This window comes from Nocardiopsis sp. KDC1DS13DA1, from assembly GCF_055632325.1.
In genome coordinates, this window is the sequence record NZ_JBVMUY010000038.1 from 102,765 (window position 1) to 117,339 (window position 14,575).

A 14,575-nucleotide genomic window follows, 5' to 3' on the forward strand; every position below is an offset into this window, starting at 1 on the left:
ACACCCCCTGGCAGAAAGGTCCCCCCGATGCCCCCGCACACCCCCTCCGGGCGGCCGGTCCTGAACACGGCCCTGGCCCTGGCGCTGGCCGTTCCGCTCGGGTTCGCCCCGGCGGTCCCGGCGGCCGCCGCCGACACGCCCTCGGCCACCCCGCTGGGCCAGCGGACGCTGGACGAGCGGGCCCTGTACTTCGTCTCCTACGACGGACTGGTCAACAACGGTTCCTACCAGCAGTCCGGAATCATCACCCACGGTGACTACCAGTACGCCGCCTGGTACACCGAGTCCCGCCACGCCGTCGTGGCCCGACGCGACCTCGACGGCGGCGGCTGGCAGACCGTCCGGCTGGCGCACCGGCTCTCGGTGGACGACTCCCACAACAGCATCTCCCTGGGCGTCTCGGCCGAGGACGGCCGCCTGCACGTGGCCATGGACACCCACAACACCCCGGTGCACTACACGCGTTCGGCGGTGGGACTGCTCACCGGCGACGCGCCCTGGAGCGCTGCCTCCTTCGCCCCGGTCAGCCGGGACCTGGCGGGTCTGGACATCGGCTCGATCACCTATCCCCGGTTCGTCAGCGCCCCCGACGACGGGCTCCAGCTCGCCTACCGCACCGGCGGCTCCGGCGACGGCACCCTGGAGCTGGCCGAGTACGACGGGGACGGCGGCTGGGCGCACCTGGGCGCGTGGTCGTCCCCCGAGGGCTCCTACACGGCCAACGGGGCGGTCAGCACCAGCCGCAACATGTACCTGCACGGCATCGGCTACGGGGACGACGGGCGTCTGCACGCGTCCTTCACCTGGCGGGAGGCCGCCGCGGGCGGGGACGTCCTCTGCCACCCGGGCGGACTGTCCAACCACGACACCGGCTACGTCTACAGCGACGACGAGGGGCGCACCTGGCGCACCGGCGACGGTCGCGTGGCCGCCGTGACCGGGACCCCCCACCGGGTGTCCGTGGACACCCCCGGGAACGTGGTCGACCCACTGCCGCCGAACTACGCCCTGATGAACCAGGAGTCGCAGGCGGTCGACTCCGAGGGCAACCCGCACGTGGTGATCAGCTACCGGCCGGGCCGGTTCGGGCACTGCTCCACCGACTTCGTCGCCGACCGACGCGAGCAGGGCTACGCCTTCCACCTGCACCAGGACGACGCGGGCCGGTGGCACAAGGTCGAGATCCCCGAGCCGCTCGGGGCCTTCGGCCGGTCCCGCCTGGTCCTGACCGACGAGGACACCGCCTACGTGGTCATGCCCTTCGGCCGGATCATGGCCGCGACCGGCGAGTCCGGCTGGACCGACTGGACGATGGTCCACGACGGGGCCGGCATCGACGCGTTCGGCGAGGTGCTCGTGGACGAGACCCGGGTCGCCTCCGAGGGCGTGCTGTCGATCCTCTACCAGGAGGCCGGTGACCAGCCGTCCACACCCATCCGGGTCGCCGACTTCCGGCTCGGCTGACCCGCCCGCGGGCCGTCGGAGCGCCCACCGGGGCCCGTGCGCGCGCACGGGCCCCTCGGCACGGGTACGGGAGCCGGTCGAACCGTTGTCCCGCGGCCGCGCGGTACGTTGCGGATATGGACGACGGCGGGAACCACCCTGACGAGGACGACGCCGAGGTACTGCGCGCGGTGGGCGCGCGGCTGAGGCGGTTCCGCCACCGGGCACGGCTGACCCTGGCCGAGCTGTCGGAGCGGACGGGGATCACCCCGAGCACGCTGTCGCGGCTGGAGACCGGGCGCGTGCAGCCGACCCTGGGCCAGCTGCTCCCGCTCGCGCGCGCCTACCGGCTGCCGATCTCCGAACTGGTGGACGCGCCCGGGGTGGGCGATCCGCGGGTGCACCTGCGTCCGGTGCGGCGCTTCGGCCTGACGTTCATCCCGCTCACCCAGCGCGCGGGCGGGACCCAGGCGTACAAGGTGGTCTACCCCCCGGCGCGGACGCTTCCGGCACCCGAGCTGCGCACCCACGAGGGACACGAGTGGTTCTACGTGCTCTCGGGAACCGTCCGACTGGTGCTCGGTACCGAGCGGGACCTGCTGCTGGGCGAGGGGGAGGCGGCCGAGTTCGACACCCGGACCCCGCACTGGATGGGCAACCCCGCCGAGCGCGCGCCGGCGGAGGTCATCGCGATCTTCGGGACCCAGGGCGAACGGATCCACCTGCACGGCGGCTGAGGGGGAGGGGACCGCCGGGCGGGGTCGCCGGGGGGAACCGGCGCGCACGCTGTTGCAGATCTGCACGCCGACTGGCGTCAGGGCGCCGACCCCCCAAGACTGGCGCCATGGACACCACCTCCGAGGGTTTCTCACCCAACCGGGAGTTCTGGGAACGCCGCTACCAGGACGACGACGCCTCGACACCACCGCCCGGCCCGAACGCGGCCTTCACCGCGCTCGCCGGTGAACTCGCGCTGACGCCGCCCCGGGAACCGGGACGCGCGACGGGCGCACCCCGTGCGCTCGACCTCGCCTGCGGCCGGGGCGGCGACGCCCTGTGGCTGGCCGCCCGGGGATGGGACGTCACGGCCGTCGACGTCTCCGGACACGTGCTCGCCGTCCTGGCCGAACGGGCCCGCCGCACCGGTGTCGGCGACCGCCTCACCACGCAACGGCACGACCTGGCCCTGTCCGTCCCGGACACCGGGCCGTGGGACCTCGTCTACGCGAGCTACTTCCACACCATGGCGGACATCGGCCGCGAGGCCGCCCTGCGGCGGGTGTCGCGATCGGTGGCCGACGGCGGGTTGCTGATCGTGCTCGACCACGGCTCCAGCGCCCCCTGGTCCTGGGAACAGCGCGACGACCACCCCGCCCCGGAGGACCTCTGGCGGTCGCTCGGCCTGGGAACCGCATGGACCGGCGTCGTGTGCGAGCGGCGTTCGCGGCTGGCCCGCGGACCCGGCGGCCAGACCGCGCGGGTGGTCGACAACGTGGTGGTGGCCCGGCGCCGCGCGGGCGCACCGCCGCGGGACGACACGGACCGCCGATGACCGGCCGGAGGGGACGTGCGGACACGCCCGGACCACCGCGGCGCCGGCGCGACCAGCCTCCGCCCGCGACCGGCTCCGGCGAGAAGGACGTGCTCACCGGGTTCCTGGCCTACCTGCGCGAAGGCGTCCTGGCCAAGGTGGGCGACGCGCCCGAGCGGCACGTGCGCGCTCCCGGCGTTCCGTCCGGTACGAACCTGCTGGGTCTGGTCGTACACCTGACCCACGTCGAGCGCCACGTCTTCCTCGGGGAGGAGGTCCGCGACTGGCAGGCCACGTTCCACGCCGACGCGCACGAGACCACGGCGGGCGTCCTGCGGGGGTACCGCGAGGCCGTCGCGGCCGCCGACCGGGTCATCGCCGCCTGTGACGACCTCGGGCGGCCCGTCCGCGCGGGTGACCCGAACAGGCCGGGGCCCTCCCTGCGGTGGGCACTCACGCACATGATCGAGGAGACCGGCCGCCACGCCGGTCACCTCGACATCCTCCGCGAGCTGATCGACGGCCGCACCGGCCGCTGACCGGTGCGTCGAAGCGGGAAGAGCCCGGTCGGTCCGGAGCGTGTACGGCTCCGGACCGACCGGGCCCTCCGGCGCGATCCCCGCCGTGTCCCGTGCGCACGGACGGTTCGACCGGCTCCGGGCCCGCGGGAGGACTGCCGGCCTCCGGGTCAGCGGCGCGGGCGGCGCCGTCCGCGCGGGGCCCGGCCACGGGCCCGCTCCCGCGGAGCGGAGGACCGCACGGTGACCGGTTGGCCCGAGGGCTCGCGTGCCCCGGTCACCTCGGCCGCCTCGGGGTCCCCGGCGGCCGACTCCAGGGTGCGCGGCTCGATCCGCGCCAGCCCCATCAGCCGGGTCATGTCGCGCCGCTGCCTGGGCAGTACGAGCGTGACCACGTTGCCGGACTCCCCGGCCCGGGCGGTGCGTCCTCCCCGGTGGAGGTAGTCCTTGTGGTCGGTGGGCGGATCGATGTTGACCACCAGGTCCAGGCCGTCCACGTGGATGCCGCGCGCCGCCACGTTGGTCGCGATCAGCGCCGTGACGTCGCCCCTCTTGAACTGGTCGAGGGTGCGGGTGCGCTGCGGTTGGCTGCGGCCGCCGTGCAGGGCGGCGGCGAGGACCCCGTTGGCGAGCAGGTGCTCGGCCATCCGGTCCACCGCGCGCTTGGTGTCGAGGAACATGATCACGCGGCCCTCCCGGGCCGCGATCCGGGTGGCGACGTCCTGCTTGTTCGCGGAGGACACGTGCATGACGTGGTGCTCCATGGTGGAGACGGCACCCTCGGACAGGTCGACCGAGTGGACCACCGGGTCGTTGAGGAACCGGCGGACCAGGGTGTCCACGTTGCGGTCCAGGGTCGCCGAGAACAGCATGCGCCGACCGTCGGCCGGGACCTGGTGGAGGATCGCGGTGACCTGCGGCATGAAGCCCATGTCGGTCATCTGGTCGGCCTCGTCCAGGACGGCGGACTCCACCCGGTCCAGGACGCAGTCGCCGCGTTCCATCAGGTCGCGCAGCCGTCCCGGTGTGGCCACGACCAGGTGGACCCCCCGGCGCAGGGCGCCGGCCTGGCGGTGGATCGGCATGCCGCCCACGACGGTGGTCGTGCGCACTCCCACCGACCGGGCGTAGGGCTCCAGCGAGTCGGTGACCTGCTGGGCCAGCTCACGGGTGGGCGCGAGCACGACGGCCAGCGGGCGCCGGGGCTCCACGTCGCGCCCGTCGAGACGGGCGAGCAGTGCCAGACCGAAGGCCAGGGTCTTGCCCGACCCGGTCCGGCTGCGGCCCAGCACGTCGCGCCCGGCCAGGGAGTTGGGCAGCGTCGCCGCCTGGATCTCGGATGGGGTGGTCAGGCCCTGTCGGGCCAGGGTCCGCTTGAGCGGCGCGGGCATGTCCAGCGCCTCGAAGGACTCCGCCGGCGGCAGCGCCGGGGTGACGGTGACGGGGAGCGCGAACTCCCCGAAGGGGCCGGCGCCGCCACGCGCTCGGCCGCCGGTGCGGGGGCGCTGGCCCCCGTGGGGCCGCTGTCGGCCGTATCCCCGGGCGGGGCGGCTGCGGCTCGTACCGGTGGGGTACGGATGACTCATGTATGGCCTTTCGCCGACGGCGTTCGCCGGGCGGGAGGCCTCGCGGCCTCGCAGGGGGAAACCGGTGACGCCGGGTGAATGAAAACGAAGCCCGCGCCCGCCCGGAGAATTCCGGGGCGCGGATCCGCCAGCGCGGTCGAAGAGCGACGGTGAAGAAGTCTGGCGGGAAAAGAAAAGCGGTGGGGTCCGGCGCCCGTAGGGCGGACCCCACCGCTGGAGGAGCGTCGGCTCCCCTAGATCAGGGTGATGTTCTCGGCCTGGGGGCCCTTGGCCCCGGCGACGGCGTCGAACTGCACGGCCTGGCCCTCGACCAGCTCACGGTAGCCCGTGGACTGGATGCTCGAGTAGTGGGCGAAGGCGTCGGGGCCGCCGCCGTCCTGCTGGATGAAGCCGAAGCCCTTGTCGCTGTTGAACCACTTGACAGTACCGGTCGCCATGGTGGCACCTCTCGTCGAAAAATGAAGAAAACCGCAGATGACGATTTCCCCGTCACCGCGGTGATCTCCCGAGAAGATGTGGATCCGTCGGGCTCACTACTGCAACTCCCTAGAACCTAGCACACGAAGACCTCCCCGTCTCGGAAAAACGATGTGTCGAAGGGCACCGGCGTATGTGGTAACGAAACCAGGGAAAAATATGTCGGAAGCCGGTTCGCCCCGGCGTGTTCCGTGTTTTCAGAGCCGGATTCCCGGTGGCGGCGCGCGATGCCGGTCCCGGGTACCTCCTCGGCGGGGCGCCCCGCCGAGGAGGTACCCCGCGGCCCCGACCGCCCGGCGCCGGTCCGCCGGGTCAGAGCTCGTAGGTCCGGGTCACCGACACCCTGCCGAGCAACAGGTAGAGGTCGTCCGGCGGGGACACGTATCCGGCGGTCCCCTCGAAGTCCGGCGTCAGCTGCTCGTAGTCCACGAGCCGCACGTCGAGCGGTTCCTCCCCCGCCTCCGCGACGATCTCCACCGCGACGGGCCCGTCCTCGGGCGGTGCGTGGAACCAGAATCCGACCGCGCCCCGGTCCTCCTGCGGCGTGATGACCCTGCCCCCGACCGTCATCTCCACGATCCGGCCGGTCCCCGCGCCCTCGACGAACAGGGCCAGATGGGCGGCCCCGCGCACGGACGAGACGTCGAGCGCGAGCCTGCGCCGCCCCTCCGCCTCCCGGTCCTCGCGGACGCGGAGCTCCGGCGCGTCGAGCGGGGCCGCCTCCGCCGGTCCGACGTGGACGTCCCGCCACCACGGCCCGGGCGGCGGTTCCCCGGCCTCCCCGCCCACGTACCGGCTGCTCCAGTGGTCCGGCTCAAGGCGTGAGGACCAGTGGGCCTCTCCCGTGTCGGCGTCGAGCGTGTACGTCATCATGGTCGGGGTCGGCCGTGCGGCGTCCACGGGGTTGGCCGCCGAACCCGCGACCGTCACGGCCGCGGCCGCCGCCACCGCCACCAGCGGCACCAGGACCGTGCGGCGCTCGGGCCACAGGAGTTCGACGAGCGGCAGCAGGAGCACGAGTCCGAGCAGCGCGAACGGCACGGACGTGTACACGCTCATCTCCAGGCCGACGTCGAAGCCGACCCACGCCCCGGCCAGCAGCAGGACCGCCGTCGGGACGAGTCCGGCGGTGAGGAGCACCACCCCCAGGAGGGGCCGTTTCCCGGCGGCCGGGAGCGCGAGTAGTCCGCCGAGCCCGGCGCCCAGGGTCGGCAGCACCAGGGCCGCCGAGGCCGCCGGGGCCGCGAACGCGGTGGCCGTCCCCGCCAGCGCCAGGGCCAGGAGCCCCCCGAGCGCGAGACCGTGCGCGCCCACCCGGCGCCGCAGCAGCGCGTACCAGGCTCCGCCGAGTCCGACGACGAGGAGGAGCAGGGCGGCCTGGAACCACCCGGGGGCGTACGGAGTCCCCGTCAGCAGGAGGTCGAAGTCCTCCCGAACGCTCACGAGTCCCCACCAGTACAGCATCCCCGCGGCCACGCCCGCGGCGAGCAGCACCACGGTCAGCCCGAGCCCGCCGAGGACCCTCAGCGGCGAGGTGAGGGAACGCCGCCACGCCAGGGCTGCGGCCCCGACGGACAGCCCGAGCGCGGCCAGTGCCAGGAACGGCATCCAAGCGGCGGAGAAGTGGACCAGCGTCCCCGGCGGCACGTTGAAGTAGACGAGTTCGTCCTCGGAGTCGAGCGCCCGCAGGTCCCGCGCCCCCAGAGCCGAGGCGAGGGCCAGCGTGTTGGCGCCCATCTGCTGGAGCGACCGCCGGTCGACGTTCTCGGGCGTGTCCAGGGCGCTGTGGTAGTGGGCGCTGCCGCCCGCGTAGGCGAAGTCCATCGCCCGAAGGCCGCCGAGGTCGAACGCGGTGTAGTCGGTGTCGTTGGGCATCAGCGCGAAGAGGTCGGCCGTGGCGGAGTCGGCGACAGGGTACGGCGCGACGGAGGCGAACGTGCGGATCAGCTCCGCGCCCCCCTCGGTCACGCGGAACAGGACGACCGGTCCGCCCGATCCGCGCGCCTCGTGGTTGAGCACGATCCCCCCGTCCTGGGCGCGGGGATGGTCGTCCACGAAGGCCTCCGCCCCGAGCAGGCCCCTCTCCTCACCGTCGGTCAGCAGGATGACGATGTCGTTGCGCGGCGCCTCCCCGCTCTCCCGGAGGGCTCGGGCGACCTCCAGAACCGTCGCCACACCCGCTCCGTCGTCGTTGGCGCCGGAGCTGGAGGGCACCGAGTCGTAGTGCGCGGCCAGCACCACCTGGCCGGTGGGATCGGTGCCCTCGATGACGGCGACAATGTTGTGGACCCGTCCCATGGAGACGGGGCCGTCGACCTGGCGCGGGAACACGCCGACGGCCTCGTGGACCCGGGGGTCCAGCCCTGTCTCCCGGAGCTGTTCCACCAGGTGGTCCCGCACCCTCCTGTGCTCGTCGGAGCCCATCGGGTGCGGGGCTCGGGCGATCCGTTCGATGTGCTCGTGGGCCCGCGCGGCGCTGAAGGCCGTCGCCGGTGCGCTCTCCGGCTCGGGGGGAGGGGGTGCGAGGTCGCGGACCGTGAGCGCGCTCAGCAGGAGGAGCAGCAGGAGCCCGAGCAGCGGTGGGATCCGGGAGTCCGGCCCCGGCCCAGGTTCCGGGCGATCGGCGGTCGGTCGTGTGGAAGTGGTCATGCGGGCCGCTTTCGTGGTGCGCGGACGGGGCTCTGCGGACCCTCGGGGACGGGGAGGAACCGGTCGGTGCGGGTGTGGAGGGATGTACGGACCGTCTCCGCGTCGAGGTCCCCTCCCGTGACGGGGCGGTGCGGGGTCGACCTCCCGCGGGCGCTCCTCGGCGCACCGGTGTCGGTGCTGCCCGTGGTCGCTGCCCGTGCCATGAAAAATATTAACGACATATTTTTATCGGCACCACCGCGGAACCCCCTGAGACATCCCTGAGGGAACCCCGAGATCCCCCGGACCCGGTCCGGTGCCCGGACCGGCGGGGGCTCCTCCCACCGGGCGACCCGGGAGCCTGCGCGCGCCCGCCCCCGCGAACCGCGCCGCTCGCGGGCGCCCGCCGCGCCCCGGGCACGGCTCAGCGCCGTCCGGAGTCTTCCACCCCCTCCGCGGTGATCCCGCCGACCTCCGTGACGGCGAACTCCTCGGCGTTCTCGTAGTTGCGGGCCGAGAGGATCACCCCGTCCGCCGTCTGCTCGAACGCCTCGGCCAGTGCGACGCCGAACTCGTCCAGCAGGTCCAGCATCGGTGTGAGGTTCGCGCGGACGGACTCGGTGGTCTCGTCCGTGCCCGCGCCCCACAGCGGACCCAGGGCCTCGCGCCGGGCGTGCAGGCGCGCGAACGACTCGCGCAGGAGGCGGGAGGGCTCGCGCAACCCCTCCCCGGCACGGCTCAGCTCCTCCGGGCTGACGCTCAGTCGGTCGTCGTGGGTCGGCATCGGTCGTCTTCCTCTCGCGGTGCGGTCGGTGCGGCCCCGGCCCGAACCGGTCACGGGGCCGGCGCGGTTCACGGCGCCGTCAGGTTCTGGGCGAAGTCCCGGATGAGCCGGTCCTGTCGGCTCAACCCCCCGGCCGGGTCCGCCGAGGTCCGCCCGGGCGGCCATGTGCGGCCGCGCGCCGCGGCCAGCGCCTGTTCCAGCTCGCGCAGGGCCCGCTCGCGTTCGGCGGCGGCCCTCTCCAGGACGCGCACCTGCGCGCCGTAGCGGTCGCGGAGGTCCGCACCGGCCTCATCGAGCGTGCCGACCAGTTCCAGCAGCGGCAGGCGGGCGTCCAGATACGCCGCGTCGGCCTGCGTGAAGGCCGCCTCGGCACTGCTCAGGCGGTTGATCTCGGGGGAGTCGGTCGCCAGGTCCCACTCCCTGGCCCTGGTCTCGGAGATCCAGAGGGTGAGGGAGGCCTCCACCTCGACGGGGTGCCGTCGGGTCGCGGGGGAACCGGCCGGTCCGCTCCACGCCAGCCACACGGCGGGGACCCGGACGAGGAACTGGCGGGAGGTACCGGGTCCTGTGGCCACCGCGCCGGTCCTGCCGGAGGAGGACCGGCCCTGACCCGACCGCGCGTTGCTCGCCAGGTCCGCCCCGGCCGGGCTCTCCCGCAACCGGTCGTCGGGACGGCCGGTGGTCAGGACCTGGGCGGTGGCGTCCAGGGCGTTCGCACCGGACTCCGACCGCGAGGAGGAGGACCCGTGCTGTTCGTGTTCGGCGTCCCTGGCGCGGCTCTCACCGCTCACCGACACGAGCGCGGCGCGGCCCGGGTCGACCAGCGCCCTGAGGTTCACCGCCGTGCCCCGCACGTCCGAGAGCTGAACGCCGTCCGCGTGCCGGAGGGCCTCGGGCGCGAGCCCGCGCAGCACCAACTCGCTCGCCACCGTGCTGATCGGGTTGGTGCCCGTGTCCCGGCCCGCCGCGTCGTCCAGATACTCCCGGGCCGAGCGGCCGCCGTCCTCGGGACGCCAGCCCCTGTCCCGGGCGGCCGACTCCACCGCCGCGTCGAACACGCCCCGGCCGGCGCCCTGCACGGCGACGGGGGCGTCGGTGCCGCCCTCGCCCCGGAGCGGCGTGTAGCCGCGGGACGCGTGGCGCTCCGCCCAGGCGGTCACCGGGTCGGCCGCCGCCGCACCGTCTCCCGGACCGGCCGCGCCGTCCGCCTCGGGGGCGTCGCCGGTCGCGTCCGTGCCGCCGTCCTCGGGAGGGGCCGTGCCCGCGTCCGTGCCGCCGTCCGTCGGCACCGCCACCGGCGTGGGCGGGGGAGCCGCGGTCGCGCCGGTGGCGTCCCCGACGGTGAGGTAGGGAACCGGTTGGACGGTCTCCACCGTGCCGCTCCGCCCCGTCCCCGTGTAGGTGCGCTCGCCGACCTCCACCGTCAGGGTCAGGGTGGTCTCGGTGGAGACCACGGCGTACGGCCCGAAACCGACCCGCTCGTAGGTGCGCTCGACCGACACGCTCTCGGAGTCCGACTCCTCCACACCCGACTGGTGGCGGACCACGACGTCCCCACCCGCCCGGAGGGCCGCGCTGGAGCCCGTGCCGCCGGCGATGGGGGCGCGGGCCCCGACCAGTCCGGAGAACGACCAGCCGGACATCTCCAGGGTCCCCCTGTCAGCGCTGCGGACCACGACCACGCGCTCCACGAACTCCATCATTCCGCCGAACTGCCGGGTGCGGGTGGCGCCGCGGCGCACGGAGATGTTCAGGGTCGCGGTACGCGAGAAGCCCCTGGGGTGCGTGGAGGACCCGTCGGAACCGGTGTCCCGGTGGACGGTCGAGGTGGGGTTGACCCGGACCCGCATCGGGGGAACACCGTCCAGGTCGCGGCTCATGTGCGTGGACAGCTGGTGGAGCAGGTCCTCACGGCTGGTGCGGGTCAGCTCGTAGCCGCCGTTCGACAGGGCCGCGATGAGGTCGTCCAGCGCTTCCCCGGGGTCCAGGGGGCGGGACTGGTAGCCCTTGTCGGCGAGCCCGTCCATGGGGCGGACCGGTGCCCGCGGGGCGGCGGGCGGCGCGTGCGAGCCGACGGTGGGCGTACCGTCGGGCGCCCAGTCGACACGGTCCTTCACCAGGCCCTCCATGTACGCCCAGAGGGCGGGAACCACTCCCTTCTGGGCCCGGGCGACCGGTGCGAGCCACGCGGCGTGGTCCGACTCCCCCGGGGAGCGGGGGATCGTCAGGCCCAGGCTGAGGTCGTGCTTGTGCTCGAACGCCTGCACGACCACGCCGTCGGTGACGAACTCCAGCGAGGGCCCCGCGAGCTTGACCTCGGTCCGGGAGCGCAGGCTCTGTGTCGCCGAGGTGGTGTCCCCCCGGCCGAGTAGCCGGTAGCGCGCCTCCGCCCCGGGGCCGATGATGGGGTCCACCGCGGTCGGAGGGGGAGCCTCCCCGGGCGGGGCGCCGGTGTTGGTGTTCAGCCCGCTCCGGCCGAAGACCCCGAGGAACAGCCCCCTGGTGCTGACCCTCGCGGTGCCGATCGCGCTCTCCTTCGTGTGGGAGGACTCCACCGCGGCCGACTTCCGCGGCGTCAGCGACTCCACCCTGGTGGGCAGGTACCAGGTCGCGACGGTCAGGCGGTTGCGCGTGGGCGGGAGCGTCTGGTCGGTCTGGAAGCGCAGACGGCTGCCGGACCCGGACATCAGCGCCGGGGTGGCGGCGAGCTGCTGGGGGGACATGTGGTGGGCGAGGACCTCCCCGGCGCCCGTCTGGGACGCCAACCTGCCGGGGAGGTCGCGCAGCGTCCGGTTCAGCTCGTCGAAGGTGTGGGAGAGGACGTTGGTGGGGCGGTCGCCGTCCCGGTCGACGGTGGTGTCGAAGACCTGCACGACGTGGAAGGTGTTCGTGAGGACCTCGGCGGCCCGCGTGCGCTCGATCGTCGGCGGTCCCTCGGCGTCCTCTCCGGTGCGTCCGCTCCCCGTTCCCGCGTCGGTCAACAGCATCGGCGCGCCCGCGCGGAAGACGTCACGGGCGTGGGCCGCCGACAACCGTCGGAAGGCTCCTGGCGGCCGGGTGGGCGCCGGGTCGAGCGGGACCGGCCGCACCGGCCGCGGGGCGTGCAGTTCGACGCGGCCACGGACGCGGTCCCGGCCGTCGGCGAACAGGTCGCGCGAGGTACGCGGCTCGGGCCGGTCGATCCGCGCGGACCGGGGGAGGAGGGTGTCGCCGGGGCCGATCCAGGCACCGAACTCGACGTCGGCGAAGAGCTGCTGCGTTCCGCTCTTGTCCTTGACGTTGTCCTCCGCGGTGACCGACCGGCCGGAGCCGTGCTGGTCCAGGGAGCGGTGCTCGCCGGTCAGCCGCCCCCCGCCGCCTCCGGAGAACAGCGGGACGTCGCCGGAGTCGACGGTGTTCACCCCCCGCCAGGTGGCGCTCGCGCGCAGTTCCACCGCGTGCGTACGCGACGTGTTGTCGCGGCGGCGAAGACCGGTCGACGCCCCCGACGTGCTGCCGGTGTGCGCCCCGCTCACCTGGGGCCCGGGAACGGGGGTGCGCACGGAGGCGGTCAGCCACAGCGAGATGTGGTCCGGCACGGTGATCCGGTGCTCGCCCGCCTCGTTGCCCCAGGGCAGGAGTTTGGTCTCGGTCAGCCTGACCTCCATCCCGTGCCCGATCCAGTCGCCGTTGCGGAAGCGGAAGGACCGGAGGTTGACGGCGTTCAGGACCCTGAGCGTGTTGGCGACGGCGGTGTCGCGGTTGCGCCGGTGGTTCCACCCCGCGTGGGACCGGTCGGGCGGGGAGGAGCCCGGCACCGCCATGTGCGGCAGGACGAGTCCCGGGTACCGGGCGTCGATGCGTCGCAGCAGCCGGTGGGCGTACTCGCCGAACACGGTCACCGGACGGTTCCCCCTGTCCAGCCGCACCTCCGCGCCGTCGGGGAAGGTGACGGCGCGGACCTGGGAGTCGCCGAGGTGGGTGGGACGGGGGCGGCCGAGGAAGGGGTCGCGCGGGGCGGGCGCGTCGGGCAGGGGAGCGTTGGCCGAGGGGTCGTTCAGGACCAGGGCCTCATGCGAGGTGAGGGCCTCCACGGAGGTGAGGTCGAACAGGGTCGGCGCGGTGTCGCCGTCCACCCACACGGCGACGCGCCGCCGGATGCTGTAGACGGCGGTGTCCGTGCTGTGGAACAGGCGCGCGTTCCAGGCGGCCGACTGCCGGGCGCGGCTGTTCCCCGTGTCCCGGCCGTACTGGTACTCCACGATCGGCATCTCCAGGCGGACGGCGTCCCCGGGCAGCCGCTCCATCACACCGATCCCGGGGCGCACGGAGAAGCCGGAGTTCCGGTGGGCCGTACTGGTGCTGCTCCGGGCGAACCTGTCGGTGTGCTTGATGTTGAAGGACGCGGGGATGTCCGGCACCCGGGTCATCCGCAGCGGGTAGGACCACACGGTGACCGCCCTGGGGCGCCCCTCGGAGTCGTGGAAGCCCAGGACGGCCGCCTCCCCCGTGAACACCGGCAGGTGGTTGACGAGGGATTCGGACCGGAACAGCCCCGTGACGGCGTCGCGATCCCGGGCGCGGCGCCGTTCGGCCCACGGCGTCCGGAGCACGCTCTCCCCCGGTGTGTACAGCCGCCGGAGCAGGTTGGGCCGGGGCCGGCCCGTCGGCGCGGACAGGCCCAACCGGTCGGCGATCCACTCCGCGATCCCCTGGTCCGCGGGGCGTGTCCCGGCGGGTGCGTCGCCGTCGCGGACGACCTCCTCGGCAAAGATCGGATGGCTGTTGGACAGGTAGCCCCCCACCCTGGTGGGCGCCGGTGTCCGTTGCGGCCGGGGCGCGAGGGGGTCGGGGAAGGTGATGGTGTCCGGCAGGTCGTCGCGCCGGAGTGCGAGACCGCCCATGAGCGTGAGCTCCACCCCCCGCCGTACCGCGCCGGGTGTACCGTCCGCACCGTCGGTGCCCGACACGACGCGAAGGTCGGCGGAGTAGTCGACCCCCCTGCCGGTCATCTCCGTGGTGCGCAGTTGCACCTCCCCGGTGTCGCCGGAGTGCTGCCAGGAACTCGAACCGACCCCGAGGTTCGCCCGCAGGCTCGGCAGCGGGACGGTGCCGCCGGTGGCGAGCAGGTGGCCGCTGAACTGGATTCCGAAGCGCCTGACCGCGCCGGAGGTGTCCGAGGCCGAGACCCCGGACTGTTCCTGGATGTCGTCCAGTCCCTTGAACTTGGCCCGGGCCGGGCCGTCGCCGGTCGTGGTGCTCGGGCGCCAGTCGTCGGCGGACGAGAGCCTGAGCTGGTGGGAGCGGCCGTCCGCGCCCTCGATCCGCACGCCGCCGGGACGGAAGAACGGACGGACGTCCCGGGTGAGCCGCTCGCGGAAACGGTCGCGCACGTCGTCGGGGAGTGCGGGCCGCACCGAGGAGAGCACGGCGTCGGGGTCCACACGCACGCCGTAGGACTCGATCCATCCGGTGGTGATCAGGTAGTTCAACCGGACGCCCGGCTCCTCGTCGGAGGTCGTGGGGTCGGGTGTGTGGGGTCGTGAGGGTGGGAGGGGGATGTTCTCGGGTGGTGTCGTGGGGTCGGGTGTGTGGGGTCGTGAGGGTGGGAGGGGGATGTTCTCGGGTG

9 protein-coding genes are annotated in these 14,575 nt (G+C 73.9%); 4 read left to right on the forward strand and 5 right to left on the reverse strand.

Features of this window, described 5'->3' with window-relative positions:
• Window positions 1-27: 27 nt before the first annotated feature.
• The 4 genes from ACTVAJ_RS25170 to ACTVAJ_RS25185 all read left to right on the forward strand — a co-directional run bounded on the left by ACTVAJ_RS25170 (window position 28) and on the right by ACTVAJ_RS25185 (window position 3,513).
• Window positions 28-1,464 carry a BNR repeat-containing protein gene (locus ACTVAJ_RS25170; RefSeq protein WP_470390735.1) on the forward strand — a complete coding sequence of 479 codons (1,437 nt, stop codon included), beginning with the start codon at window positions 28-30 and terminating at the stop codon, window positions 1,462-1,464.
• A 116-nt stretch (window positions 1,465-1,580) separates the two neighbouring features.
• On the forward strand, window positions 1,581-2,180 hold the full coding sequence (locus tag ACTVAJ_RS25175) for a helix-turn-helix domain-containing protein (RefSeq protein WP_470390736.1): 600 nt from the start codon (window positions 1,581-1,583) through the stop codon (window positions 2,178-2,180).
• 107 nt (window positions 2,181-2,287) lie between these two features.
• On the forward strand, window positions 2,288-2,995 hold the full coding sequence (locus tag ACTVAJ_RS25180) for an SAM-dependent methyltransferase (RefSeq protein ID WP_470390737.1): 708 nt from the start codon (window positions 2,288-2,290) through the stop codon (window positions 2,993-2,995).
• Window positions 2,992-3,513 carry a DinB family protein gene (locus ACTVAJ_RS25185; protein WP_470390738.1) on the forward strand — a complete coding sequence of 174 codons (522 nt, stop codon included), beginning with the start codon at window positions 2,992-2,994 and terminating at the stop codon, window positions 3,511-3,513. Before ACTVAJ_RS25180 ends, ACTVAJ_RS25185 begins: the two co-directional genes overlap by 4 nt.
• 149 nt (window positions 3,514-3,662) lie before the next feature.
• Here the strand turns inward: ACTVAJ_RS25185 and ACTVAJ_RS25190 are convergent, their stop codons facing one another.
• From ACTVAJ_RS25190 to ACTVAJ_RS25210, 5 genes are all read right to left on the reverse strand, one after another.
• The gene (locus tag ACTVAJ_RS25190) at window positions 3,663-5,078 is read right to left on the reverse strand and encodes a DEAD/DEAH box helicase (protein ID WP_470390739.1); all 1,416 of its coding nucleotides are present in this window, start codon (window positions 5,076-5,078) and stop codon (window positions 3,663-3,665) included.
• 233 nt (window positions 5,079-5,311) lie between these two features.
• On the reverse strand, window positions 5,312-5,515 hold the full coding sequence (locus ACTVAJ_RS25195) for a cold-shock protein (RefSeq protein WP_470390740.1): 204 nt from the start codon (window positions 5,513-5,515) through the stop codon (window positions 5,312-5,314).
• 352 nt (window positions 5,516-5,867) lie between these two features.
• On the reverse strand, window positions 5,868-8,204 hold the full coding sequence (locus ACTVAJ_RS25200) for a M20/M25/M40 family metallo-hydrolase (protein WP_470390741.1): 2,337 nt from the start codon (window positions 8,202-8,204) through the stop codon (window positions 5,868-5,870).
• Between the two features lie 403 nt (window positions 8,205-8,607).
• The gene (locus tag ACTVAJ_RS25205) at window positions 8,608-8,967 is read right to left on the reverse strand and encodes a hypothetical protein (protein WP_470390742.1); all 360 of its coding nucleotides are present in this window, start codon (window positions 8,965-8,967) and stop codon (window positions 8,608-8,610) included.
• Window positions 8,968-9,035: 68 nt separating this feature from the next.
• Complete coding sequence (locus tag ACTVAJ_RS25210) at window positions 9,036-14,438, reverse strand: hypothetical protein (RefSeq protein ID WP_470390743.1); 5,403 nt, start codon at window positions 14,436-14,438, stop codon at window positions 9,036-9,038.
• Window positions 14,439-14,575: the final 137 nt, after the last annotated feature.